General features: G+C 35.5%; 24 protein-coding genes. 19 read left to right on the top strand and 5 right to left on the bottom strand.

What is annotated here, in order from left to right:
* Positions 1-2: 2 nt before the first annotated feature.
* The 12 genes from F3G86_RS04085 to F3G86_RS04040 all read left to right on the top strand — a co-directional run bounded on the left by F3G86_RS04085 (position 3) and on the right by F3G86_RS04040 (position 11,370).
* Positions 3-1,322: an amidohydrolase gene (locus F3G86_RS04085; RefSeq protein WP_149723062.1), complete on the top strand. Its 1,320-nt coding sequence runs from the start codon at positions 3-5 to the stop codon at positions 1,320-1,322.
* On the top strand, positions 1,319-2,017 hold the full coding sequence (gene pepE / locus F3G86_RS04080; RefSeq protein ID WP_149708538.1) for a dipeptidase PepE: 699 nt from the start codon (positions 1,319-1,321) through the stop codon (positions 2,015-2,017). The genes F3G86_RS04085 and pepE overlap by 4 nt, the downstream gene beginning before the upstream one ends.
* A 14-nt stretch (positions 2,018-2,031) precedes the next feature.
* Positions 2,032-3,342, top strand: coding sequence for a C4-dicarboxylate transporter DcuC (dcuC, locus tag F3G86_RS04075; RefSeq protein WP_149723061.1), 1,311 nt, complete (start codon positions 2,032-2,034; stop codon positions 3,340-3,342).
* A 9-nt stretch (positions 3,343-3,351) separates the two neighbouring features.
* A complete protein-coding gene (gene pepT, locus F3G86_RS04070) occupies positions 3,352-4,575 on the top strand; it encodes a peptidase T (RefSeq protein ID WP_149723060.1) in 1,224 nt (407 codons plus the stop codon).
* A gap of 59 nt (positions 4,576-4,634) precedes the next feature.
* The gene (locus F3G86_RS04065; RefSeq protein ID WP_149723059.1) at positions 4,635-5,624 is read left to right on the top strand and encodes an argininosuccinate synthase domain-containing protein; all 990 of its coding nucleotides are present in this window, start codon (positions 4,635-4,637) and stop codon (positions 5,622-5,624) included.
* 103 nt (positions 5,625-5,727) lie between these two features.
* The gene (locus tag F3G86_RS10925) at positions 5,728-5,850 is read left to right on the top strand and encodes a hypothetical protein (RefSeq protein ID WP_012001245.1); all 123 of its coding nucleotides are present in this window, start codon (positions 5,728-5,730) and stop codon (positions 5,848-5,850) included.
* A gap of 68 nt (positions 5,851-5,918) precedes the next feature.
* Complete coding sequence (locus F3G86_RS04060; RefSeq protein WP_149723058.1) at positions 5,919-6,179, top strand: type II toxin-antitoxin system Phd/YefM family antitoxin; 261 nt, start codon at positions 5,919-5,921, stop codon at positions 6,177-6,179.
* Between the two features lie 153 nt (positions 6,180-6,332).
* Complete coding sequence (locus tag F3G86_RS04055) at positions 6,333-7,013, top strand: DUF996 domain-containing protein (RefSeq protein ID WP_149723057.1); 681 nt, start codon at positions 6,333-6,335, stop codon at positions 7,011-7,013.
* A 394-nt stretch (positions 7,014-7,407) separates the two neighbouring features.
* Positions 7,408-7,569, top strand: coding sequence for a type II toxin-antitoxin system RelE family toxin (locus tag F3G86_RS04050; RefSeq protein ID WP_223228540.1), 162 nt, complete (start codon positions 7,408-7,410; stop codon positions 7,567-7,569).
* Between the two features lie 324 nt (positions 7,570-7,893).
* On the top strand, positions 7,894-9,504 hold the full coding sequence (locus F3G86_RS04045) for a DUF6538 domain-containing protein (protein WP_223228539.1): 1,611 nt from the start codon (positions 7,894-7,896) through the stop codon (positions 9,502-9,504).
* Positions 9,505-9,518: 14 nt separating this feature from the next.
* Positions 9,519-9,752 (top strand): site-specific integrase, encoded by a 234-nt coding sequence (locus tag F3G86_RS10740; RefSeq protein WP_223228538.1) that lies wholly within the window; start codon positions 9,519-9,521, stop codon positions 9,750-9,752.
* 418 nt (positions 9,753-10,170) lie between these two features.
* Positions 10,171-11,370 (top strand): ATP-binding protein, encoded by a 1,200-nt coding sequence (locus tag F3G86_RS04040; protein WP_149706569.1) that lies wholly within the window; start codon positions 10,171-10,173, stop codon positions 11,368-11,370.
* A 242-nt stretch (positions 11,371-11,612) separates the two neighbouring features.
* Here the strand turns inward: F3G86_RS04040 and F3G86_RS10425 are convergent, their stop codons facing one another.
* Positions 11,613-11,750, bottom strand: coding sequence for a hypothetical protein (locus F3G86_RS10425; protein ID WP_180996590.1), 138 nt, complete (start codon positions 11,748-11,750; stop codon positions 11,613-11,615).
* A 166-nt stretch (positions 11,751-11,916) separates the two neighbouring features.
* Between F3G86_RS10425 and F3G86_RS10420 the strand changes: the two genes are divergently transcribed.
* The 4 genes from F3G86_RS10420 to F3G86_RS04020 all read left to right on the top strand — a co-directional run bounded on the left by F3G86_RS10420 (position 11,917) and on the right by F3G86_RS04020 (position 15,627).
* Entirely contained in the window at positions 11,917-12,069 is a 153-nt protein-coding gene (locus F3G86_RS10420) for a hypothetical protein (RefSeq protein ID WP_188116413.1), read from the top strand.
* Between the two features lie 46 nt (positions 12,070-12,115).
* Positions 12,116-12,295 carry a CRISPR-associated protein Csx20 gene (csx20, locus tag F3G86_RS10415; protein WP_262974875.1) on the top strand — a complete coding sequence of 60 codons (180 nt, stop codon included), beginning with the start codon at positions 12,116-12,118 and terminating at the stop codon, positions 12,293-12,295.
* Positions 12,295-13,296 carry a helix-turn-helix transcriptional regulator gene (locus tag F3G86_RS04025; protein ID WP_188116411.1) on the top strand — a complete coding sequence of 334 codons (1,002 nt, stop codon included), beginning with the start codon at positions 12,295-12,297 and terminating at the stop codon, positions 13,294-13,296. Before csx20 ends, F3G86_RS04025 begins: the two co-directional genes overlap by 1 nt.
* Positions 13,297-13,692: 396 nt before the next feature.
* On the top strand, positions 13,693-15,627 hold the full coding sequence (locus F3G86_RS04020) for a site-specific integrase (protein ID WP_223228537.1): 1,935 nt from the start codon (positions 13,693-13,695) through the stop codon (positions 15,625-15,627).
* A gap of 67 nt (positions 15,628-15,694) precedes the next feature.
* On the opposite strand, the gene F3G86_RS04015 is transcribed toward F3G86_RS04020, so the two are convergent.
* Positions 15,695-17,056, bottom strand: a complete 1,362-nt coding sequence (locus F3G86_RS04015) for a thioredoxin reductase (RefSeq protein WP_149723055.1) — start codon at positions 17,054-17,056, stop codon at positions 15,695-15,697.
* Between the two features lie 3 nt (positions 17,057-17,059).
* Positions 17,060-20,833 (bottom strand): hypothetical protein, encoded by a 3,774-nt coding sequence (locus F3G86_RS04010; protein WP_149723054.1) that lies wholly within the window; start codon positions 20,831-20,833, stop codon positions 17,060-17,062.
* Positions 20,834-21,035: 202 nt separating this feature from the next.
* Here F3G86_RS04010 and F3G86_RS04005 point away from each other — a divergent pair, with 202 nt between their 5' ends.
* From F3G86_RS04005 to F3G86_RS10730, 3 genes are all read left to right on the top strand, one after another.
* Positions 21,036-21,299 (top strand): type II toxin-antitoxin system prevent-host-death family antitoxin, encoded by a 264-nt coding sequence (locus tag F3G86_RS04005; RefSeq protein ID WP_021086499.1) that lies wholly within the window; start codon positions 21,036-21,038, stop codon positions 21,297-21,299.
* Positions 21,292-21,594, top strand: coding sequence for a type II toxin-antitoxin system RelE/ParE family toxin (locus F3G86_RS04000; RefSeq protein ID WP_149723053.1), 303 nt, complete (start codon positions 21,292-21,294; stop codon positions 21,592-21,594). The genes F3G86_RS04005 and F3G86_RS04000 overlap by 8 nt, the downstream gene beginning before the upstream one ends.
* A gap of 547 nt (positions 21,595-22,141) precedes the next feature.
* Positions 22,142-22,270 carry a type I restriction-modification system subunit M N-terminal domain-containing protein gene (locus F3G86_RS10730; protein ID WP_223228536.1) on the top strand — a complete coding sequence of 43 codons (129 nt, stop codon included), beginning with the start codon at positions 22,142-22,144 and terminating at the stop codon, positions 22,268-22,270.
* A 201-nt stretch (positions 22,271-22,471) separates the two neighbouring features.
* On the opposite strand, the gene F3G86_RS03990 is transcribed toward F3G86_RS10730, so the two are convergent.
* Together F3G86_RS03990 and F3G86_RS10410 are read right to left on the bottom strand one after the other, a co-directional pair.
* Positions 22,472-23,014, bottom strand: coding sequence for a hypothetical protein (locus F3G86_RS03990; RefSeq protein WP_149723052.1), 543 nt, complete (start codon positions 23,012-23,014; stop codon positions 22,472-22,474).
* A 33-nt stretch (positions 23,015-23,047) separates the two neighbouring features.
* Entirely contained in the window at positions 23,048-23,893 is an 846-nt protein-coding gene (locus F3G86_RS10410) for a plasmid recombination protein (RefSeq protein ID WP_188116410.1), read from the bottom strand.
* Between the last annotated feature and the right edge of the window lie 196 nt (positions 23,894-24,089).

The following is a 24,089-nucleotide window of genomic DNA, read 5'->3' as shown; positions in this document are numbered from 1 at the left end:
TCATGGACAAAATAGCAAAATTAGCACTATCTTTAAAAGAGGATATGATCAAAGATCGCAGATACTTTCACTCACACCCAGAAACTGGCTGGTTTACCTTTTTTACGACTGCGGTTTTGGCAAAAAGGCTTAGTGAGCTAGGATATGAGGTGAAGCTTGGCGAAGAGGTTGTAAAGAGCGATGCAAGGCTTGGAGTTGGCAGCAAAGAGCAGTGCCAAAAAGCGGTTGAGCGAGCCAGAAGTCTTTTAAATCCTGATGAAGCAAAATACCTTGAATACATGAAAGATGGCCTAACTGGCCTAACAGCTTTCATCGACACAAAAAGACCTGGTAAATTTAGCGCATTTAGATTTGACATTGATAGCGTTGATGTGACAGAGAGCGAAGAGGCTGCTCATAGACCTTGCAAGGAGGGCTTTGGCTCAGATATCGCTGGTATCACGCACGCTTGTGGGCACGATGGACACATGGCGATGGGTCTAGCGCTTGCAAAGCTAATCGCTAAAAATTTAGACGATTTTAACGGCAAATTTAAATTTATATTTCAAACAGCAGAAGAGGGCACAAGGGGCGCTGTGGCTATGGAGGCTGCTGGCGTGCTTGAGGGCATCGAGTATCTACTTGGCGGACACATCGGCTTTCAAGCAGAAACAAATGGGGGCATAGTTTGTGGCACAAATAAACTGCTTGCAACTTCTAAATTTGACGTGCATATCACTGGCCGCTCAGCTCACGCAGCAGGAGCGCCGCAGGAGGGAGCAAACGCCCTTTTAGCCGCTGCTCAAATGGCTCTAAATATGCACGGCATCACAAGACACGCAAAGGGCGTGACTAGGATAAATGTAGGCGTTTTAAGAGCAGGCGAGGGCAGAAATGTCATAGCACCAAACGGCTATCTAGCCTGCGAAACAAGGGGCGAGGATACAAATTTAAATGAATTTATGTATAAAAAATGTATGGATATCGTAAAAGGTGTCAGTGAAATTTATGGTGTTGAGAGCAAGGTCGTGATGACAGGGGGCACAAGCGGAGCAAATAGCGACAAGGAGGTGACTGAAATTTTCTATGAAGCGGCAAAAGAGAGCCCATTTATAGATGATGATAAGATCGTTAAAGAGCTTGACTTTGGCGCTTGCGAGGACTTTGCTCACTTTATGAGAGCTTTGCAAGATAGGGGCGCAAAGAGTGGATATATGATGATAGGAACAAACCTAAAAGCAGGACATCACAACAGTAAATTTGACTTTGACGAGGAGTGTTTGGTCGCTGGGGTTGATATCTATCTAAGGGCTGCTTACAAACTAAATGGAGCTAAAAAATGAAAAATGCTTTACTAATCAGCGCTTCAAGCTACCAAGATACTGGCTACTTGAGACACTGCAAAAACTGGGTTAAGGACTTCTTGGGTGAGAGCGGTAAGGAGGAGATTTTATTTATCCCTTACGCTGGAGTTAGACGAAGTAATGACGAATATGAGCAAAAGGTTATAGACCGCCTAAAAAATAAAAATATAAAGTCGATCCACCACTACGAGGATAAAATTTCAGCTATCAAAAATGCAAGTAGTATCGCTGTTGGCGGAGGCAATACCTTTATGCTGCTTTACACGCTTTATAAGCTAAATTTAGTTGAGCCTATAAAAGAAGCTGTGGCAAACGGCGCAAAATACTTTGGCTGGTCAGCTGGCGCAAACATCGCTGGCAAGACGATGATGACGACAAATGATATGCCTATCATCATGCCAAAGTCATTTGAGAGCCTAAATATCTTCCCATATCAGATCAATCCGCACTTTATAAGTGGCAAATTAGCAGGTCACAACGGCGAGAGCAGGGAGGAGAGGCTAGAGGAGTTTTTAATAGCAAATCCAAAAGATACTATCTACGCGTTGCCTGAGGGCACGGCTTTGCTCATAGAGGGTAGCGAAGCTGAGGTCATAGGACACAGCGAAATTTTAAAATTTGAGTATCAAAAAGAGATAGAAAAAATAGAAGTTGGAACTAAATTTAAAATCTAAACAAGGAGAGAGGTATGGAATCATTCAAGCTAATTGCTGCCATTCTTGGCATCGTTGCAGTTGTAGCACTTCTAGTCTTAAAAAAAGAGACGAGAACGGTGCTAATAGGTGTTGGTTTGGTGCTTTGTATAATCGCACTAAAACCGATGGGCGCACTAAGTGCTTTTACTGACTATATGACAAAAGCTGGTCTTATAAAGGCTATATGTGCTAGTATGGGTTTTGCTTTCGTTATGAAATATACAATGTGTGATAAGCACCTTGTTGCGCTTCTTACAAAGCCACTTAAAAACGTGGGCTTTATCTTGATCCCTGCAACAACCGTGCTAACTTACTTTATAAATATCGCTATCCCTTCAGCTGCTGGCTGCTCGGCTGCTGTTGGTGCGACGCTTATACCGCTTCTAATGGCATCAGGCGTTCGCCCTGCGATGGCTGGTGCGGCTGTTTTTGCTGGTACATTTGGCTCAGTCCTAAGCCCAGGCTCTGCGCACAACGTATATGTGGCTGACCTTGTTAAAAAGACAGTTGCAAACTACACAGTCCAAGACGTCATAAAAGTGCAAATTCCTAGCGCATTTACAGCTCTTGTTATCGTAGTTATCATGCTAACTATCGTTGCCTTGCTCTTTAAAGACTATCAAAAAGGTACAAATTTCACTCTTGAAAATGGCGCAGCTAGCGAGGAGAAGTCAGCGTTTAAAGTAAATTTGATCTACGCTCTTATGCCACTTGTCCCACTTGTGATCTTGGTTATTGGCGGAACTAGCCTCGCAAAAGACTACAGCTTTTTGGCATGGACAAAGATGGGCGTTGCTGAGGCGATGATACTTGGTGCTATCATAGCTATCTTTGCTACGCTTACCAACCCACAAAAGATCACAAAAGAGTTCTTTAACGGCATGGGTCACGCCTACGCTGATGTTATCGGTATCATCATCGCAGCTGGCGTCTTTGTCGCAGGTCTAAAGGCGTGTGGAGCTGTCGATGTGGTCATAGCGTGGCTTAAAACAGATCAAAGCTACGTTAAATTTGGCGGAACATTTGTGCCATTTATCATGGGTATAGTCACAGGCTCAGGCGACGCTGCTACATTTGCGTTTAACGAAGCTGTCACAACAAACGCCGCCGCTCTTGGCTTTGAGCAAGATAAGCTTGGTATGGCTGCAGCCATCGCTGGCTCACTTGGACGTTCAGCTTCTCCGATCGCTGGTGCAGCTATCGTTTGTGCTGGTATCGCTATGGTTAGCCCAGTCGAGCTTGCAAAAAGGACATTTTTAGGCATGTTTCTCTCTGTAGTGGCGATCGCATTTTTTGTCATCTAAGGATGAAAGATGGATATCGTAGAGAGATTTATAAACTATACGAAATTTAACACCACGACAAATAAAGAGAATGGATTAAAAGGTATCATGCCTTCTAATCCAACCGAGTATGAGCTGGCTCTTTTTATAAAAGATGAGCTTAGCTCGCTTGGCATAAAAGATATCATCTTGCAAGATAATGCTATCTTGATAGCAAAAATTCCTGCAAACTGCGAAAACGCGCCAAGTATTGCCTTTTTTGCGCACTTAGATACAAGTAGTGAGCAAAAAAACGACACAAAAGCTAAGATAGTAAAATACACAGGCGGCGACATCTGCCTAAACGAAGAGCAGGGAATTTATCTTAAATTTAGCGACAATCCAGAGCTTAAGAAATACGTTGGTGACGACATAGTCGTGACTGACGGCACTAGCTTGCTTGGCGCTGACGATAAAGCTGCGATCGCTAGTATCGTAAATATGGCTAGCTTTTTCATGCAAAATCCTGAGATCAAGCACGGCAAGATCGTGATCTGCTTCGTGCCTGATGAGGAGCAGGGCTTGCTTGGCGCAAAGGCACTTGATGTAAATTTGCTAGGAGCTGACTTTGGCTACTGCTTAGACTGCTGCGAGATAGGCGAGCTAATATATGAAAACTGGAATGCAGCTGACTGCACGATGGTCTTTAAAGGCGTTTCGGCTCACCCGATGAACGCAAAGGGCAAGCTAGTAAATTCACTACTTCTTGCGCATAAATTCATCTCGCTTTTGCCAGGCGGCGAAGTGCCAGAGTGCACCGAGGGCAAAGAGGGCTACTTTTGGGTAAAAGAGCTTAGCGGAAACAGCGCAAAAACGACGCTCAAGATAGACATTAGAGAATTTGACGAGGTGAAATTTCAAAAAAGGCTTGAGTTTTTAAGCGACATGGCAAATTCTTTTAACAAAATTTATGGAGATCGTTGCGATATCACGCTAAAAACACGCTATGAAAACGTCTTTAAGTTCTTAAAAGATGAAAACTCACTGCCTATAAAACTGGCAAAAGATGCCTTTAGCGAACTAAATATCACACCAAACATAAAGCCGATGCGAGGCGGATACGACGGCGCTGCGATCTCTGCAAAGGGCGTGCCAACGCTAAATTTATTCACAGGCGGAAACAACTTTCACTCTATCTACGAGTACTTGCCAGTTAGCAGCCTAAAAGCCGCAAGCGAAGTGATTAAAAAAATCGTAATTAACGCTGCTAAATAAACTTCGTAAAAGCCTAGATTTAGTAAATTTAGGCTTTAAATTTTACTTTCAGGACAAAAATGAAGGCTTTAGCTTTGTTTAGCGGAGGGCTTGATAGCATGCTCTCTATGAAAATAATAAGCGATCAGGGTATCGAAGTGGTCGCACTTTATATGGATACTGGATTTGGCGTGGATGAGGAGAAGCACGAAGTTTTAAGGCGCCGTGCAGCCTTGGCTGGGGCTAGCCTAAAGGTGGTTGATATGAGAAACGAGTATCTTCGTGACGTGCTTTTTAACCCAAAATACGGCTACGGCAGGCAGTTTAACCCTTGCATCGACTGCCACGGATATATGTTTAAAACCGCTCTTAATATGCTAAAAAGCGAAAATGCAAATTTCATAATCACTGGCGAAGTCGTGGGTCAAAGACCGATGAGCCAGCGCAGAGACGCACTCTTTCAGGTTAAGCGCCTAGCTGATGATGAGGATGATCTAGTGCTTCGTCCGATGTGTGCTAAGCTCTTGCCGCCAACTAAGCCAGAGCGCGAGGGCTGGGTCGATAGAGAGAAGCTACTTGACATAAGCGGACGCGATAGAAAGCCGCAGCTTGCTTTGGCGAAGAAATTTGGCTTTGAGGACTTTGCAACGCCAGGAGGTGGGTGTTTGCTTACGATCGAGAGCTTTGCTGTAAAGATAAAAGACTACTTGAAATTTGACAAAGAGATGCGAGATATCGACGTTACGTGGCTAAAACTTGGTAGGCATCTGCGCTTGGTAGATGGTGCTAAAATGATAATAGGTCGTGACGAGAGCGACAATAACGCACTTTTGGCTCATCCAAATGATAAATTTGAGCAGGTTAAATTTAAAGAGAGCGATGACATCGTGGGAGCTGTTAGCTTCATAAGCAAAAACGCTAGTAAAGCCGACAAAGAGCTTGCTGCAAGGCTCGCACTAGCTTATACAAAAGCTAGCAAAGAAGATGAATTTGAAGTTAGCATCGCTAATGATAAATTTATCATCAAACCTGAAGATAAAAAGCTAGCACAAGAGTTTTTTGTGAAGTAAATTTATACACTTAAAACACCATTTTCTTTTTAAAATTGGTATTAGGCTAAGCAAAACTAAAAAATCGCTGCGTCAGATAGACCAAAAGTGCTTCACATAGCTGATGGCAAGAATTTATTCAATAGAAGCTGAGACAAAGAAATTTTATAAAGAATTTTTACACTACGACCTAAGTGACAAAGAGGTTGGCTGCATCTTAAATGGCTTAGATCCAGAGGGTAAATAGAATTTATAAAATTTTGGGCTGTTTTTATAATTTTTAGTATTATCTTAGGTATTAAATAAAGGATAAAAATGCAAACCATACAAGCAAATTTCACTGCTAGCATAAGCGAGCTCAAAAAGTCTCCAGCTCAAATTTTAAAACAAGCCGGAGATAATGTCGTAGCTATACTAAATCACAATGTCCCTAGCGCCTATCTAGTGCCTAGTGCTGTCTATGAAAAGATGGCAGAGATAATAGAAGAGTATCATCTAAGTAAAGCAGTAGATACTGCTCTAGCAAGTGGTGAAAAATTACATTCGTATTATTTGTTTGCATATTTTACTTTATAAACTTAAGCCAACACTTTGTTTAACAAATTTATAATAAGCCTTTTTTATCTTAATCTTAAAGGAATAGACATGAAAGGAACCGTATTAGCTCCTGGCATAATATTAGATGCTGATGACTAGCGTTTTACTTATCTACAAGAAGATGTAGCATCGGTGACAAAAGACGGAGCCGCCATAGTTTTAAAACAAGGTGACGAGGTTGATTTTATCGCGGATGGACAAACTGCAAAACAAATCTATCTCACAAAAGCAAAATCTATGAATCTAAATTTAGATAACATAAATTTTGATATTAAAAGCAATGATTTATCTACCATTAGAACGCTGGGATTAGCAGGCTCTGCTTTACCTATTTTGGGCATTATCCCATTCATCGGATTTATCTTTTTTATCGCCGGATTTTTATGTATGTTGTTTGCTATATTTAAGCTATCAGATAAGGTTGGTAGTCCTACACTAAAGAAAAACTATATCTTATATCTAGTTGTCGCGGTAGCATCGACTATCCTGATCTCAATCGGCGCGATAACTGGAGCATTAGGCTTTGCTGGTATGGGCTCTGGCTATGCGAATGCTGGTGGAACAGGTGCTATTTTTGGCGTCATTTTAGGTTTAGCGGGCGTTGTAGGTATGATTTATGCATTTTTCAAAGAATTTCAAGTCTATAACGAGCTTTCAAACATATCTGGTGATAAATTTTTCCTATACTATTTTATAGGTTCGGTTGTTGGAACCATTACTGTATTCATATTTATTGGTTATATCTTGTTGATTGTGGCGTTTGTTTTACAAATCATCGCATGGTATAGACTGCAAGAGATCAAAGTAGCTTAAAACTTCAATCATAAATCGGAGAGGAATTTTCTGCTCCGATTTTCTTTCTTTATACAACACAAAACTTGTATTTAATTGCCTTATTATAGTAAGTTTGCAATATAAAATTTGCTAAACATTTATGCCAAGCCTATTAACGCTAACACGCTAAAGGCTAAAGTAGAGATGGTAGAGTGCGAAAATGAGCAAGAGTAAATTTCAGGGTATGGGCTTAAGACTATTCTTGTATTTTATTTAGCATTATTTTGTGTATTAAATAAAGGACAAAAATGCAAACCATACAAGTAAATTTTTCAACTATGAAAAATGGCAGAGATAATAGAAGAGTATCATCTAAGCAAAGCAGTAGACGCTGCTCTAGCAAGTGGTGAAAAACCAGTAAAAGTAAGTCTAGATGAGCTATGAGTTAGAGTTCTTACCAAGTGCTTTAAAAGAGTGGCAAAAGCTAGACAATAGCATAAAGGTGCAGTTTAAAAAGAAGCTAAGTGAGCGTCTAGAAAACCCAAAGGTTGCCAAGGACAAGCTACTAGGCTATGAAGATGTCTGCTTGAGATAAGATATTGCCTATCAATAAAAATAAAAGCAAATTTATAGAAAGCATCTTGTAAAATAAATCTATCCTGAAAAAATGTACCGCTTTTTATAAAAACTGTACCATACTTTTAGGAAATTTTAAAGAAAGGGAAAGAACAAAAGCATCACTGCTAGTGCCTAAAATAGTGTGTTTTGGTGTCACGGGGGAGACTTGAACTCCCGACCTCCGGCTTATGAGGGTTTAAAAATAAACCTTGTGTAAGCACCAAAAAGACGGCACACAGCCAGTTTCACACTAAGTATCTGCTACATTTTGCTACAAAGTTATATTGCATAGGTAACAAAGATGCAATATCTAGTCAAACGAAATGGCATATACTACTTTAGAGTAGCCATCCCACTATATCTGAGGCCTTATTTTGGTAATAAAACCGAATATATAACCTCCTTCCTCACAAAACGCTTTGATACAGCAAAAAATCGTGCTAAGATCTACTCTATAATTTTTAACGCGATCAAAAAGGCATGGAAGATAAATTTGAGCAGCGAGCTTATAGAGCACTTGGTGCTTATGCTTTTAAAAGCCAAGGAGGCCAAAAGTATCAAAGAGCATGATATGCTTGGCAGATATATAAATTTAGATGGACTACTATCACTAAATTTGTTTTTAAAACAGAGTTTAAAAGAAGATAGCTTGCCCAGTGTCATATCAAAAGAGGTTGATGAGATCTGTAAAAAGTTATCTTGCACTGATCCTCACACCAAAAAGCTTCTTGGTAAAAGAGTGCTTGAGGCAACGATAGATAACATAAATCACATATCATATAAGATGTGCAAAAATCAAAAGCTACTAAATGATAAGCAACAAGCATTTGTGCCACTTGGTAAAAAACATAAGAGCACAAATTTAGATAATGGCACTAAAGACGAGATAGCAAAATGCGTTAAAGATAGTAACTTGCATAGCTATCAAGACTACATAGAGACTTTAAAAAAGCAGAATTTGGCACTCCCTTTTACTAAAAAGTCCTTAAAGCACTCTGCTAGTGAGCTAAGAGATGCTATAAATGAGCTAGCTAAACAAAAGGGCGCACTCACACAAAACGATATCCTAAGAATATTTGGTTGTGAGTTATTACCAGATGGAGACAATGAACTAAGTGATGATCTAAAATTTGGATATGGGAATTTAAATGATCCTACCTTTGGTGGTCAGGTAAAGCTATATAAGGCAGATAAATATGAAGATAAGGGTATAGTTTTAAGTGACATTGAGGCTAAAGACCTTGCGATAGATGATACAAGTGATGCTAGTGGCATGACTTTCAATGAAGCTATAAATTTCTTTCAAAAGCTCTTCTCAAATAGAGCTAAAAGTCTTAGATATAAACTAGACTCTTCTACTAAAAATGAGAGTAAAGCTAACTTGGTCACGCTAAAGAGTGCTTTTAAAAACTATATATCAAACACAAGCATTTCAAACAACTGGAGTGATAGCACATTTGGTCTTGTTAGACATGTAGGACGGTTAATGTCTATGAAATTTGGCGATGAGCTAGACATCAAAAAGATAAAAAGAGATGACTTGCTAAATTTTAGAAATATCTTGCTACAACTACCAACCAAACTCTCTCAAAATAGTCTCTATAAAGATAAAAGCTTAGATGAGATCATGGCTTTAGCAAAAGATAGACCAAAAATTTCTAAATCAACCATCAAGAAGTATATTGTTAGAGTTAGTGAGTTTTTTAAATACTGCTACGATAGTGACTATATAGATAAGAACCCGGCTATAAATCTACAAATAAATTTAAACCAAGATGACGTTACAAATAAAAATCCTTATGAAGATAGTGACGTAAACGCATTTTGGATATTGTTAGTAAGATTAGATCAAGTGGTGATACTAAAAGTCAAAGAGTTAGCAAAGATGAGCTATTTTTCGTTACTCATATAGCAGCTTATTCTGGCATGAGACTAAATGAGATAATCCAGTTAAACACAGATGACATAGTTGAAAAATATAACATAGTATGCTTTAGTTTAAATACAAAAGTAGATGTAAAAACTGGTAAGAGCAAGACTTTAAAGACTAGAAACTCTGTAAGGATTGTTCCTATACACTCTAAGCTAAATAGCATTGGGCTGTTTGAATTTATAGAGAGTAAAAAAGAAGCTAGCAAGGAAATGTGGCAAAGCAGTTAGGCTATTTAATTGCGACAATAAAGACTTCTCTGAATATTTTAGAAAGAAGATAAACACTAAAGTTATAAAAGATAGTGATAAGACAAGGACATTTCACTCATTTAGGCACACTTTCATAAACAAGCTCATTCAAAGTGGCCAAAGAGTTGAGCATATAGCTGCTCTGGTAGGGCATGAACAACAATACAAGATCACTATGAATACTTATGGCGAGCCAGTAACTCCAAAAATTCTCAAGGATCTAGTTGAAGAGGTAAAATTTAATCAAGGAGGGAAGGGTGAGTGCTTTTTATTGTAAATGTATATAGCCATTTACAATAAAGAAGGGTTTATGCTTTTAAGATCAACCATATTTGTAGTCTATCCCATATATTTTTATGATATAATTGTATTGCATTACATATTTAAAGGGTAAGCCATGCTAGATCAACTTTTTTTAAAGAGTAACGACCTTATAAGGTTAAACAACCATAAATTTAAAAGATATTTTATAGACTCCAAGGACTTATCTCATAGACTTATCGTTATCCTAGGGCAAAGAGGGATAGGTAAAACAACCACTCTAGCTCAGCTAGCTAGTAAAAACAAAGATAGTCTTTACCTAAGCCTAGATGACATAGAGATATCAAATGATATAACCTCTATCATAAGAGAATTTGTGCTAAATGGTGGCAAATACCTATACCTAGATGAAATTCATAAGAGTAAAGATATATCTGCTGTATTAAAATTTGCCTATGATAACTTTAAAGAGTTAAATATAGTAGCTACTGGTTCATCTGCTCTTGAAGTGCTAAAAAGCTCTCATGATCTAAGCAGAAGAGCGATAGTATATAAGATGAGTGGAATGAGCTTTAGGGAGTATCTAGGGCTAAGGTATGGTATAAATTTAGAAGCTATTGAGCTTGAAAATTTACTTGAAAACCATCAGGAAATAGCTGTTAATATCAATAACGTCTTAAAGCTAAAAGATCTAGCAGTTATTAAACTTTTTAGAGAGTATCTAAAGGTAGGTTACTACCCATACTATAATGATATGCCAAATGATACCGCCTTTTATCAGACTCTTAAACAAAGTATAGAAGCTACGATAGATAGCGATCTTTTAAGTATATATCCAAATTTAAACGGTAACACGGCAAGAAAGCTAAAGATCTTAACTCATGCCATAAGCACAAACGTCCCATATCAACCAAACTACTCAAGTCTAAAATCACTTGTTGATATAAGAGACGATAGAACACTAAAAGAGTATCTTGCTATGCTTGATAGTGCTGGGCTTATAAGGCTTTTAATGAAAAATGAGTTAGCTATAAAAAATATGGATAAGGCAGACAAAATTTACCTTGAAAATACAAATTTAATGTATATAAATAGCCCTGATATAGGAAATGTGAGAGAGACATTTTTTGCCAATCAGCTTGGGAATATCACTGAAATTTACTCAGGCAAAAATGGTGACTTTATGGTTGGTAATAAATTTATCTTTGAAATAGGTGGAGCTAAAAAAGGCTTTGAGCAGATAAAAGATATGCCAGATTCATATATAGCAGCAGATGATATTGAAGTAGGGGTTGGAAATAAAATTCCACTTTGGCTGTTTGGGTTTTTGTATTAGGATTTATATATGAGTAAAATAAACCAAATAGAACAAGAGTTGCCTAAATGGCGGGGATTATATTTTTTAGAATATACAACACAAAATCGGAAATAGTGTCTATAATTTCAAAAGATTTTAAAAAATGATTTAACTAGGGAAAGCCGGCTCCACTTTAAATGCCTATGCAAATGCTGCTGGATATAGGCTAGATGTAAATTTTGTGCAATAGTTTTTGAGCGATTTGCATTTATATAAATCTACTATGTTGACCTTCTAACATCCTTTGGGTGCTTTTGCTTTCTTGTGTAGGTCTTTTTAGATCTCACGACTCTTACATGCAGGCTGATGCTTCCTTTGATAGACGCTACTATAGCCGCGTCTCTTGCTTTTGTTTTCATTTTTATCCTTATTTTATAGAAGTACAGCAATTATAAAGCCCAAAAACGACAGCATGTGTCATAAAAATTAAAAACTAAGCAATTTTTCTATTTTGCTCCTTTTTTGCCACAATGTGTCCAACTTGCTAGATACTATCCCATCTTGTTTATTTAAAAAGGAATAATAATGAAAAAAATGTTCGTTCTAATAAACCATAATTTAACACAAGAGCAAAAAGATCAAGCTATAAAATCATTTGATATCGACTATATAATAAACATTACCGACGATATGTGGTCAAATATCGACCCAGCGATGAAAATATATTATATGCTTTAAACGCATACAAAAAGGAGTTAATGCTTGAAGCTGAAGCTGGTGATATTTGCTAGTACAGGGTGACTTTGGAGCAACATATAATATGATAAAATTCGCAAAAAATATGGGCTTAACCGTCGTATATGCTACTACAAAGCGTATAGTAAGCGAATATATAGAAAACGGAAAAGTCGTAACAAAACGAGAATTTAAACATGCAAGATTTAGAGAATATGAGGATTTATAATGGCAGAGTTAAACAATAAAACATTAATTATTTTTGAAATTTTAAAAAAGCTAGTAAAAAAAAGAGAAATTTATCCATCAGACACAGAGCTTTTAGATGAATTTGGCATACAAGAAAGAACGCTAAGAAGATATATAGAAGAGATCAAAATTTTATTCCCAAATTCATTTATAATAGAAAATAAGCTTGTGAAAAATGCCAAAAGACCTATGGGTGTATTAAGAGTAGCTGATAAGAATAAAGACATAGTCATCGTTTTAGAGTACCTTTTAAAAAATAGCGATAATCTAGGCTGGCTAATCACTTTACTAAACGAAAACGACCCTAGCTTATTGAATGATTTAGATAAATATGAAAAAGAGGTATCTAGGCAGCTACAAGAAGATTCTGATATATTTTTATTTAAGACAAATCCTTTAGAAAATTTACAAGATGAGCCTAGCAAAAGGTATTTGAGCGAGCTTCGTAATGCAGTTGCAAACAGAGAATACCGAGACATTAAGTATAAATATATCGGCGAAGTCGAGAATTTAACCGATGCAAAATGCCTAAAAATAGTCTTTACTGATGGAAATTGGTATTTGGCTATAGAGGATGCTAACGAAAATTTTAGGCTTTTAAGGGTGGCTTTTATAGTATCTTTAACCAAAAGTTCAAAAAACTATCAAAAAAAGATTTTGTCAAAGTACAAAACGTGTTTTAATAAAATACAAAATGCCATGAGCTTGCCATCAAATACGCCACAAAGAGCCCTACTTAAAGCCTCCCCCAAGGTAGCTATATATTTTCGTAAAGGCATGAAGAGTTTTTTCCCATCTCAAAGATTTGAAAAGGCTTTAGAGGATGGCAGTGTTGCGTTTAGTATAGATTTTACTCAGGATATAGAAATTTTACCTTTTATAAAACGATGGCTCCCAGATATCGAGATATTAGAGCCAAAAAGCCTAAGGGATAAATTCAAAGAGGATCTAAAAATTGCTCTTGATTTATTAAATAAATAATAAAGTATAAATAAACAAATCAATATTCCACAATCATAGGTATTCTGATGTCTTAGCATTAAAATACGTACCGTGGAATAATCTTTTCTCGTCTCAGACAATTCTTATCTATGAAAAAACATGCTAAAATTATAGTCAGCTTAAATTTTTGCTACATAAATTTTAAATTTGCTACAAACTTTAAGCCATATTTTATGAAAGGTGACTGCAATATAATATTGTAGAAACATCGTAGTTTAGGTATTTATGGTGTCACGGGGGAGACTTGAACTCCCGACCTCCGGCTTATGAGATAAATTTTTAAATATCGCTTAAGGCCTTGCTACGTCGCCATTACAAACAACTTTTTGTCATAAGCACTAGTTAAGTGTCCCACTTTTGTTCCACTACAAATCCATGGTACACCTAAAAAACCGCAATGGAATTTATTACTACCGAAGCGTCATCGCACCAAATGCAAGAAAAGTCTTAAAGTGCTCAAGAGAGCTATCTTTCTCCTTGGGGACTTGTTCCATATTAAAAGCCAGAAAATCTGCTAGAATTTATGATAGATATATCTATCTCATAACAAAGGCAGTTGATATGAAGCTAAATCAAGGAATTATAGATTCATTAGTTGATAGTTTTATGCAGGCAAAGACCGATAAGAGCATAAAAGAGCATTCGCTTTATGATAAAAAGATAGATATTGACTTTGCAGATGCACTAAATAAGCATTTTAAAGAGGCTTTAAAAGATAATACCTTTCCTGATTTACTTAATAAAAGTAATGAGACTTTAAATGGCATGGCTAAAATTTTATCTAATAGTCTAGATAAAGCCATAGACCAAGATGATAAAGCAAGCATAGCTCAAACCCTGCTTGAGAAACATATATTGTCCCTAAACTACCTAATATCAAAGCTTGATAAGAGCGCAAACCTTGTGTCTAAAAGACTTAAATTTTTAAGCAAACAAGATGAAAGTTATAAATTTGAGCCAACTGGTATAGATAGCTTCCAAGATAACATCAATGCTCTAGATGAAGCAAATGGGCTACCTCTTAAAAAAGAAGATATCAAAAGTCTAGCTAAAAATTTCTCACATGCCATAATGGCAACTGCCGAGCAACAATACGGACTTAACACTCCTTTTAAGCTAGTAAAAACAAAAGGTGATGAGAGGGACGCAGAGCAGATACTATCTGCTAATAGCCATCTAATAGGCAAACGCATAAAAGTAGGAGATAGTTGCTTTGGCATGGGTAGTTTAAAAGATGAGGCAATACAAGAATACGAGATAGTGCCATGCTCTACTAATCAAAGAAAGGTAGAGAGCAGGGAGATCATCACACTAAAAACAGCATTTGAAAATTTTACAGCTAACACTAGCGTTAGTCAAAAGTGGTCAAGTAGCACTATGGATCTGGTAAATATTGTAGGCAATATATTATTTAAATTTTTTCATCAGAATAAGGACATCACAACCATATCACGAGATGATCTACTTAAATTTAGAAATACTTTAGCTCTCATACCAACCAAGCTAAACCAAAAAGCCAAATATAAAGACAAAAGCTTAGAGCAAATCATACACATAGGCAAAAATGATGCCAAGCTATCACAAGTAACCATACAAAAATATATGATAAGAGTAGTGCAGTTCTTTAAGTATTGCTATAACAGCGACTACATAAGTAAGAGCATCGTAAATGACCTAAGCGTAAAAGTAGAGATAAATCCAATGGAGCGTAAGGTGCTGCCTTATAGCAAAGAAGAGGCTAATGCTATCTTTAAAATAGTCCAAAATTTTAAAGAGACTAACAAGTCGCCAAGCAATCGCATAAGCGTAAATGATCTATACTATATAACCATGATAGCAGCATATAGTGGCATGAGGATAAACGAGATAGTTCAGCTAAGAGCACGTGACATAGTGCAGCACAATAATGTGCTTTGCTTTAGTATAAATAGAGATGATGGCAAGAGCACCAAAAATATAAATTCCATAAGGCTTGTGCCAGTGCATAGTAAGCTAATAGAGCTTGGACTAATGGAGTTTGTAAAACAAAGAGCTAGTGCAAATAAAAGCATCTTCAAAGTAAGTAACAAAGACTTTTCAGAAATTTTTAGATCACAAATACAACGAAAGCTAATAAGCAGCGATAAACAAAAGACTTTTTACTCGTTTAGGCACTATTTTATAGATACGCTTGTCCAACAAGAAGTAGAGCCAAATATCATAGCTCAAATAGTAGGGCATGAGAAGCAGTATAAAATTTTACTTGGAACATATGCTACAAATATAAATGCTAGTGTATTAAAGGCAAAAGTAGAAATGGTGTGCTATTAGACATATGGTTTATATGAATGTATGCTTCCTTCTATAAACCATAATCTACTTGCTTGATGTTAAATCGCTAATCCTTTATATTATGCTCTTTAGCATAGCTTAATATCTTTTGCCTAAGATCTTCAGGAAAGCTATCTCTATACATCACTGGTGTTAAAGGGTTTAGCTTTTTATCTAATTTACCAGCTTCATATAGTCTTGTCAGCTCTTCTGGTGTGTTGTAGTATGGTGCATTTGGATATCCCTCTGGTGGGGTTAGAGACATTATTTTAGCTTCTAGGAGGGTGGAGTCGATGTAGAGATCAATGTCTCTATCTGTCATTTTGTTTGGAAAACCTTTTTTATCAAATCTAGTTGTAAAATGAGGCATTTCAGCTTTTAAGTAAGACATAAATTCTTCCCTTGTAGTCTCGTTTGCATCAAGGTCTCTAGGGTCTAGTAGTTTTCCTTCGTCTTCTACAAGTTCTCTTAAAAATTTATGTGTTGTTCCTTCTGGATCAAATGCTACCCCACCCCTATTAAAATCCATCACGAAATAGTTCCCTACTATCTCATCTAGATAAGGCATCATTCCATATTCATCTAGTGGGGGATTTTTAGCTAGTTTCCTAAATTCTTCAGCCATTTGTAAATTTTTATTAAGACCTACTTCATATGTAGAGTATTTAAATAAATTAGATAGGAAATTTAAAGCCTTTACTTCTCCTAGCTGAGCAGACAGAAAGACTATTTGAAATTCTCTTGCTTTAAATCCTGCTTGATTACCATTTGCAAATCCCATAGGGTTTCCTAGTATTCCAGCACATACAGCCCACTCTCCCGCGAATAGCATTGACTTTAATGTCCCTTTATGAGCATTTACTTCATCATAAATTTCAGCATACTCTGGCTTTGTTAGTTTGCCATTACTATCTACTCTACCTATGGCATCATCTGGTATATCTATCATGGTGCATTTTAGATTGCTTCTTTTTACTAGATAGATATATCTATCTCTCTTATCTTTTAAACTTTCATAGTATGCTTTTTCTGATTTAGTCCAAGGTGATAGTTTAGTAGAGCTTGGTTTATAGCTAATGTCTAGCCATGGTTTAAATGATAGATAGTCTGTTTGACCTAGAGAATTTGGTTTAGGGTTATAGTATAGGGGTTTATAGTTTTTATATGGGGATGAGTCTAGGATGGAGCGAGCTTCTAGGAGCATTTGAGAGTGCTCTTTTACACCTATAGTCTCACTCCCATAATCAAGTGGTGAAACTGATAAATTTGTCTTTTTATCAAATGGTATTTCCATGCCATTTGGAGCTATAACCGTATATGTATTACTATTATCCATTAAATTTCCTTTATTCATTGTTTTTCCTTTGCTTATTACCACTACTGCTGTGAATGCTAAAATAGCTATGATGATAAATATGATCTTTTTCATCTCTTATCCTATATATAGACCATCTTCCATTACTATGGTGGTAGCTAGACGACCTACTAGGCGTGGTGGGATATTCTCTTTAGCTCTATCTTTTAAATCTACTTTACACCCCACATATATACCCTTTATGTTATTGTTTCCAATAGTATCAAGAGCTTCCACTAGATCTCTTGAGAGATTAGAGTGAGAGTTATCGTTATCTTCTGTGTTAAATATGCCTTTTTTAAATTTGTTTATTATCTCTGTGGCTTTTTGGTAGGCTTCTATTGGGTAATAGTAGCCATACTTATCCTTATTGCTTTGCATATAGACATCATACACCTCTTCTTCTTCCTTAACATCTGTATCTAGTCCTCTTATCTCCACATCAGATTCAGTGTATCTACTTCTAGCATATTTAAAGTAGTTTGCATCTATCTCATTACCAGCTCCTCTTAGCTCATCTAAGCATAGATAAGCACTAAGGTTATTTAGTGCTAGTTTAGAAGCTAGGTTAAAAGATAGTTTGTTTTTCTTATGGTCTATGTCATAGTACATAAATGAGTTATAGTCTAGTCCCCCACTACTTATATTGGCTCCCAAAAATAGCCTATTTAAATTTAGGCTTATATAGTTTTGATAGATCATTACTGGATAGTAGCAATAGGTATTTGTACTATCTTTATTGTAGGCTTCTTTTATAGACATAGGTTTATATGAGATATTATTTAGCGCATATGCTTCATTAAATTTATATGTATATCTTGTATGCATTATCTCTTTGTAGTTTTCTTCTAGCTTTTCGTATGAGGTTTTCCAAAGTTCTACGATACCTTTAAGAAAAGCTACTCCTACATCTTTGCCTAGTGATTTGCCATATCCTTTTAGCATATTTCTAATAGCTTCGACATCTTTTAGGTCAAACATATAAGTTTGTTTCATAAAAGCAAAGCTTCTCATGCTATTCCAGATGATACTTATGTTATAACGACCTATTAGGAGACGTAGTTTTACAGAGTTAATAGCCTGTTTAAGTAGATTTCCTTTTGATTTCCTTAGGATTTCAACATTTGTTTTAGAATTTGTTACATGCTTTATAAATTTATCCACATTTTCAGTATTATTCATAGTAAATAGCTGTTTTACTATATTTAATACACCAAGCTCATCAAGAAGCTCATCTGTTGCCTCTTTTTTATTGGGGTCAAATACAAATGAACCAATGGAATTATAAATTTTTGATTGACCATCCTCACTAAAGTACTCTGCAAAAGGGAATAGCCCCTCTATAGCAGTTTTTACTATAAGTGTTGGAGCTTCCTTTTTCATATCTTTTTCTATGGTTTCATAGGGGATATCTTGCATTTTTAAAGTTTTTTTCAAGATAGCATCGTCCTTTTTCCAACAATCCTCTATCTCTTTTGCTTGTTTATCAAGTAGCTCTTCTATCTGCTTTTGCTCCTTTAGCCCTAAGATAGAAGTGTCTATTACTTCATACTTATTGTCACTATTTGCTTTTAAAAGCTCTTCCACACTTGTTACGTTACCTTTTTTTGAGTGCTCCATATAGTCTCTTAGCTCTTCTATGCAAATATATTCACCAACCTTTGCATTTATACTATCTTTGTAAAAAAACAAAGCTTGCTCTTTTTCGCCAAGTTTTATTGTTGCGTTTTTATGGATAACCTTTATCTTTTTTTCTGCTATTTCTATATATTCCCCATCGTTACTAATGGATTTCTTTACCAGGTCTCCTGGGTAGCTTTTAGTTATTATAAAGTAAGCAACAGCAATAGAGAGTACTTCTGTTAAAGAGTAGTGATTGCTTGGCATACGATCGATTATTTTAGTTGCAAGTTCTTTAGCATCTTCTATATTCATTTCATCTTCGTATTTTTTCATATTAACTATATCATCTACACTAGGATAGTCTGGGTCAAGACTTCTTTCAAAAACGTTTTTATTTATCTTTTCAAAAATATCTTTAAAAGTTAAAGTGACCTTATCCATATATGCTTTTTCATTTTCTTTGATCTTCTCCATATCATTTGGCTGTTTGGCATAAGCATTTACATGTACAAAATTTACATTATAAAGCTCATTGATTCCATCTTGGTTATTTGAAGATGAGAAAAAATTTCCATTATTGTTTTTTTGATTAAATGCTTCTTTTTTTTCCACGATATTGTCTATATAACTCTTATCTATCCTTGCAAATGGAGATAAATTTAAGACAAGAGTTGATTTATTGTTGCCTTTATTGATATCTATACTATATTGACTATAGTCTTTAACAGGTTCTAAGGTCTTTATATCATCAAATTTTTGTTTTACTACACTGCTATTGTTTGATCTATTTATTTCGTCTTTTATCTCTTGATCTAAGCTTTTGCTTACGACCTCTTCTCTTAGTCCCGCACTTGATCTAAAAGGTGAGTTTGAAAGGACGATGTAGTTTTTATTTAAATTTGAGAAATCCTTGCTATTCATCTCATCATTTGTAGATTTGCCGTTTTTGTTAGACTTATCTGATATTAGATTGGCTAGTTTTACAGAGTTGAAATTTGAAGCGCAGATGAAATTTAGATTTGCATTTAGTCCTTTTATCTCTTCTTTTAGTCTGTTAAAGAGCGTGTCTTCACTTGAGCCAAATCCTAAGTTTTTATTTATGATATCGTAAGAGCAGGCATCTTTAGTATATTCAAACACTGATACATCATCTAAATATCCATATACGCTATATCCTTCATCTGTATTGCAGTTTATCTCCTTTGTACCTGCATTGTGTTGAAAAGGAACGTAGTCTAAATTTAAATGTGTAAAGTCTATAAAAAATCCAGACTTAGAATTTTTATCATTCTTAAATACCAAGACATTGCAATTTGAGTTTATATTTAAGGTATTTATAATAGAAGCAAACCTAGATGTAAAAAATCTTAGTATAGGCAAAGATACTCCATAAAACGCTTTATTGTCATAATATTTATATACTTCATTGGAAAGACTAATAAGTTCCCAAGCAACAGTGCCCCATCCTATTAATTTTTTCCCTACCGCTTTTGCGCCTGACAAATCAACAAGGTCTAATATAAAAAGTACAAACTGCTTTATAATAAATTCTCCTTTATCCTTGTTTAGATCTCTTAAATTTTTATCTAGCTCATCAAAACACTCTTTGACACTTCTTTCAAATTTAGCTTCGTTTAACTCCTCGTTAGACATTAAAGGCTTGGCATCATTTATTAGATCGTCTTTTAAAGTACTTAAACACTCTCTTAAAATATCTTTAGACTCATCATAATGCGATATCATAAATGAAAACATTTGCTGAAATGTTTGAGCTGGTCTATCCAAATGCACTGATAATGTATTTGCTGATTTTTCATACTCTTCCTCTTCTATTCTAATCTTTACTGGATCGATCTTCTCCTTTAAATTTACAAAGAATTTATCAACTGCACTCTTTTTATGAACTACTTTTACTGGTATGCCTCTATATTTAAATTCTCTTGTTCTACTTATGTTTCTATCTTTAAAGCTCTCTTTATCTATATAAAAGTCAGTCACGATAGATATTGTCCTATCTTCTTTAGAAAAAATTTCTTTCCAAGAACGAAGATTTAGAAATGTCGATAGTTCATCTCTTATTAAGACTGTCATGCTGTCAAAGTAGTTTGACTCAAGGGAATTCAAACTAGACGTATAAAGAGTTACGCATTTCGCATCAGCCATATACTCTTTTATCTTTTTTAATGTCTCTTCACAAGAGTAGGTTATTTTTATTTCGTTGTTTTGCATATTAAGCCACCACTACTGTTTTTGATATTTTATTGTGATTGTATTTATAATATTATTAATTTATTATGGCTTAAGGAAAAGTAGGAAATGTTTGATGCTTTGGCTTATATTTTTTAGTTTGCCAAGTTAGTTAGATAAAGCCATCTAAATTACTAACACAATTATGCTATAATCATGTCATATTATCAAAAGGAAATAGCATATGCCTCAAATAGTACCTATAAAAGAGCTTAGAAATACAAATGAAATTTCACAGCTATGCAATAGCAAGGATGAACCAATATTTGTAACTAAAAATGGCTATGGCGACTTGGTTGTGATGAGTATAAAGACATATGATAAGCTAGTAGCCACAGCCGATATAGATAGCGCCATCGCATCATCTGAAGCTAAGATAACAGCAGATACAAAGATGCTAGAAGCAAAAGATGTTTTTGCTAGTTTAAAAGATAAGTATCTTGAGTAAGTATAAAGTTCTTATCTCACCACAAGCTTATGAAGAGCTTGAGGCGATTTATAAATATATCGCACTATCTTTGCTCTCATCAGGTGCTGTAAACTCTACAATAGAGGCTATCAAAAACGCTATTCTTAGCCTAGATGAGATGCCAAATCGTGGTGCTATTAGAAAAGTTGGCAGATATGCTAATATGGGCTATAGACAGCTATTTGTTAAAAACTACACAGTGATTTATAGGGTAGATGAAAAAAATAAGGCCGTTATAATCATCACTGTTAGATATACACCAAGTGCTTTTTAGACATATAACTTTAATAATATCTTTCTAGAGAAATATCCACCCATCTTAATACTCTCTCATCTGCGAAAATATACATAACATCACATACTATACATGACGTCACCTACTGCATGTTACATCATGTACTGCATGTGACATCACATACTTGACGTGACATCAAGTACTGCACATTACATCACATGCAGTATGTTACATTATGAATTTATTTGTTATAATCCAAGAAAATTTAATGCCAGTTTCTAGCATATTTATCAACATTTTTAGTATGTTGATAAACTTACTTAGCAAGCTCAACCTGAGCTTGCTGTAAGGTCTTAGCCAGACGGGCAAAATTTTTATTTACTAAGATACAACCTAAACAAAACTTTATCCATTCAAGATGACCTTTGTCGATAAAATGTCTAAGTTTTATTTAAGATAAATACTACTTTAAGATATGCAAAAACCTCTCTCAAAATTTTACTCATAAAATCTCTTTCTCCTAAAACAACAATCCCTATCCATAAAATGCTAAAAATAAACAAAATATAAATGGCTAAATTTACAAATGCTAGAGAGCGACCTTTGGGAGTCGGCGGATCTTTTACGCTCAGGCTCAAACCTCACATCATATCAATACTGCATGCCGGTACTTGGTCTTATCTTTTTGCGCTACTCACTAGGGAGAGTTACCTGAGTGCTATGATGATATGAGTATCTCGGCGTGCAGAGAGAAAATTTACGAGTATGTCTATATGAGATATAGGAGTGTTGCGTAGGATATATCGCAAGTTTGTAAGCAAGCCCGTGTAAATTTACTTGGTAAAATTTACACGGCTAGCTTACTTTGGTGACTTAATTTTATAGATTACGCATTGTAAAATTTAAAGGATGCTAGCTACCCCATCTCCATCCCAGCATCATCTTTTATAAATTTACCCATTAGCTCTGGCATCTCATTTACTATCATCTCTTTTAGCTCTGGGTTACTATTTGCTATTTCTAGCAAAAGACCTAAGCTTTTGTCATTCAAATTTCTTATCTCAGTATTTTCACTTTGCAAACTTTCGGTTTTACGTGTTAGAGATTGGTTTTCTCTATCCTTGCTCTTTAACAATGCATTTTGTTCATCTATCTTTGTTTGCTGATTAGTATGTGCTTTTACTCTATTTTTAAGATGTGTTATCTCTTTTTCTTGCTCATCTTTGGTCTCTTTTAAATCATTTAGCTCTTTTTCTAGCTGTTCTTTTTCTTTTAAGACTTCTAAGCTTTTCTTTTTATCTTCCTCTATGATCTTGCTTTGTTCTGTTACTTGCTCAGCAAGAAGTTCTACCTTTTCTTTTAGCTGTTCATCAGATGTGATGGTTATGCTTTCTTGCATTTGTTCATAAACTAAATTTGTAAATTCTGCTAAAAAGGCTTTTTCGCTACTAGCTTCCATTTTAAAATAGTTGATCTTTTTGCTTAAAAACTTTTATTCTGGCTTTATATATTCTTTTGCTATACTAATTATCTGCTCTCTAATCTTACTCTTTAACTCTTTCTCGCTCTTATATTCACTTGCTATTTGGTGCATTTGGGTTAAATTCTTATGTCTATTTTTACTTGGCTTACCACGAAGTACCTGACCTTCAAATGCCTCTGCACCCATATCTTGTAGATCTTGGCCAAATTTTGCCGTTTTTGACCTGCCGCTAAATCTCAAATTTGCATGCTTCTCAAAGTTGTAGTTTGTAAAGATGATGTGATAGTGTTTAGTCTTTTCGTCATTATGCTCAGCCACAAGCAGACACTTTGCGCCATACTTCGCGCAGTATGCGTTTACAAATCTCATTACTCTATCCATATGTATGTTTTCATTTATAAATTTTGACTCTTCGTCGTTTAGTCCTTCTTTTGACTCTTTCTCCCTATCTGTACCAAACGTGATGATGACTTCACAAAAACTAGCCATATCTTTGCGCCAAGTTCTACGTATAACTATATCTTTACCTTGTCGTTTTTGTGTGTAGGATTGCTTGCCATAGTCTTCTTTAAAGCTATCCTGAAAGCCTTTAAGTAATTTCTTTACAAAAGCCATATTATGTAGTTCATCATCTTTGCTGTTAGCATCTCTCATATTGCCATTGCCATTAAACTCGCTTAGGAGCTTGTAACGATTAATAGTGGTTGGATTCTTGTTAAGATACTTTATATGCTTGGTTTGATTTTTCTCACGGCACGCATGTGCAAACCTGCCTATAGCTCTACCATATGTTAAAAAACCTGACCTCACGTTTAAAACTAGGTTGTGATCATTTACTATATATGCATTAGCCATGGCAAATCACCTCACTACATAAACTTTCTTTCGTGCTAGCGGTGCTAGTTACTATAAATGAAATTTTTTTCATTTTCTTCCTTTTGAAAAGATATTTATAGTAATTACACCAATTTTGAAAAAAATCTGCGCTAGAAATGCAAATTTTTGTAAAAAAATTCATAATTAGAAAAAGAATAAATTAAGAATAGTGAAA

The organism is Campylobacter concisus (assembly GCF_902460595.1).
In the GTDB taxonomy this organism is placed as follows: domain Bacteria; phylum Campylobacterota; class Campylobacteria; order Campylobacterales; family Campylobacteraceae; genus Campylobacter_A; species Campylobacter_A concisus_BL.
The sequence above is the reverse complement of the archived record's forward strand: the minus strand, read 5'-3'. Positions and strand labels throughout refer to the sequence as shown.

What these genes read in the sequence shown, in the direction of transcription:
- F3G86_RS04085 (WP_149723062.1), top strand. Translation starts at nt 3, where the DNA reads ATGGACAAAATAGCAAAATTAGCACTATCTTTAAAAGAGGATATGATC.
- pepE (WP_149708538.1), top strand. Translation starts at nt 1,319, where the DNA reads ATGAAAAATGCTTTACTAATCAGCGCTTCAAGCTACCAAGATACTGGC.
- dcuC (WP_149723061.1), top strand. Translation starts at nt 2,032, where the DNA reads ATGGAATCATTCAAGCTAATTGCTGCCATTCTTGGCATCGTTGCAGTT.
- pepT (WP_149723060.1), top strand. Translation starts at nt 3,352, where the DNA reads ATGGATATCGTAGAGAGATTTATAAACTATACGAAATTTAACACCACG.
- F3G86_RS04065 (WP_149723059.1), top strand. Translation starts at nt 4,635, where the DNA reads ATGAAGGCTTTAGCTTTGTTTAGCGGAGGGCTTGATAGCATGCTCTCT.
- F3G86_RS10925 (WP_012001245.1), top strand. Translation starts at nt 5,728, where the DNA reads ATGGCAAGAATTTATTCAATAGAAGCTGAGACAAAGAAATTTTATAAA.
- F3G86_RS04060 (WP_149723058.1), top strand. Translation starts at nt 5,919, where the DNA reads ATGCAAACCATACAAGCAAATTTCACTGCTAGCATAAGCGAGCTCAAA.
- F3G86_RS04050 (WP_223228540.1), top strand. Translation starts at nt 7,408, where the DNA reads ATGAGCTATGAGTTAGAGTTCTTACCAAGTGCTTTAAAAGAGTGGCAA.
- F3G86_RS04045 (WP_223228539.1), top strand. Translation starts at nt 7,894, where the DNA reads ATGCAATATCTAGTCAAACGAAATGGCATATACTACTTTAGAGTAGCC.
- F3G86_RS10740 (WP_223228538.1), top strand. Translation starts at nt 9,519, where the DNA reads ATGAGACTAAATGAGATAATCCAGTTAAACACAGATGACATAGTTGAA.
- F3G86_RS04040 (WP_149706569.1), top strand. Translation starts at nt 10,171, where the DNA reads ATGCTAGATCAACTTTTTTTAAAGAGTAACGACCTTATAAGGTTAAAC.
- F3G86_RS10425 (WP_180996590.1), bottom strand. Translation starts at nt 11,750, where the DNA reads ATGAAAACAAAAGCAAGAGACGCGGCTATAGTAGCGTCTATCAAAGGA.
- F3G86_RS10420 (WP_188116413.1), top strand. Translation starts at nt 11,917, where the DNA reads ATGAAAAAAATGTTCGTTCTAATAAACCATAATTTAACACAAGAGCAA.
- F3G86_RS04025 (WP_188116411.1), top strand. Translation starts at nt 12,295, where the DNA reads ATGGCAGAGTTAAACAATAAAACATTAATTATTTTTGAAATTTTAAAA.
- F3G86_RS04020 (WP_223228537.1), top strand. Translation starts at nt 13,693, where the DNA reads ATGGTACACCTAAAAAACCGCAATGGAATTTATTACTACCGAAGCGTC.
- F3G86_RS04015 (WP_149723055.1), bottom strand. Translation starts at nt 17,056, where the DNA reads ATGAAAAAGATCATATTTATCATCATAGCTATTTTAGCATTCACAGCA.
- F3G86_RS04010 (WP_149723054.1), bottom strand. Translation starts at nt 20,833, where the DNA reads ATGCAAAACAACGAAATAAAAATAACCTACTCTTGTGAAGAGACATTA.
- F3G86_RS04005 (WP_021086499.1), top strand. Translation starts at nt 21,036, where the DNA reads ATGCCTCAAATAGTACCTATAAAAGAGCTTAGAAATACAAATGAAATT.
- F3G86_RS10730 (WP_223228536.1), top strand. Translation starts at nt 22,142, where the DNA reads ATGCTAGAGAGCGACCTTTGGGAGTCGGCGGATCTTTTACGCTCAGGC.
- F3G86_RS03990 (WP_149723052.1), bottom strand. Translation starts at nt 23,014, where the DNA reads ATGGAAGCTAGTAGCGAAAAAGCCTTTTTAGCAGAATTTACAAATTTA.
- F3G86_RS10410 (WP_188116410.1), bottom strand. Translation starts at nt 23,893, where the DNA reads ATGGCTAATGCATATATAGTAAATGATCACAACCTAGTTTTAAACGTG.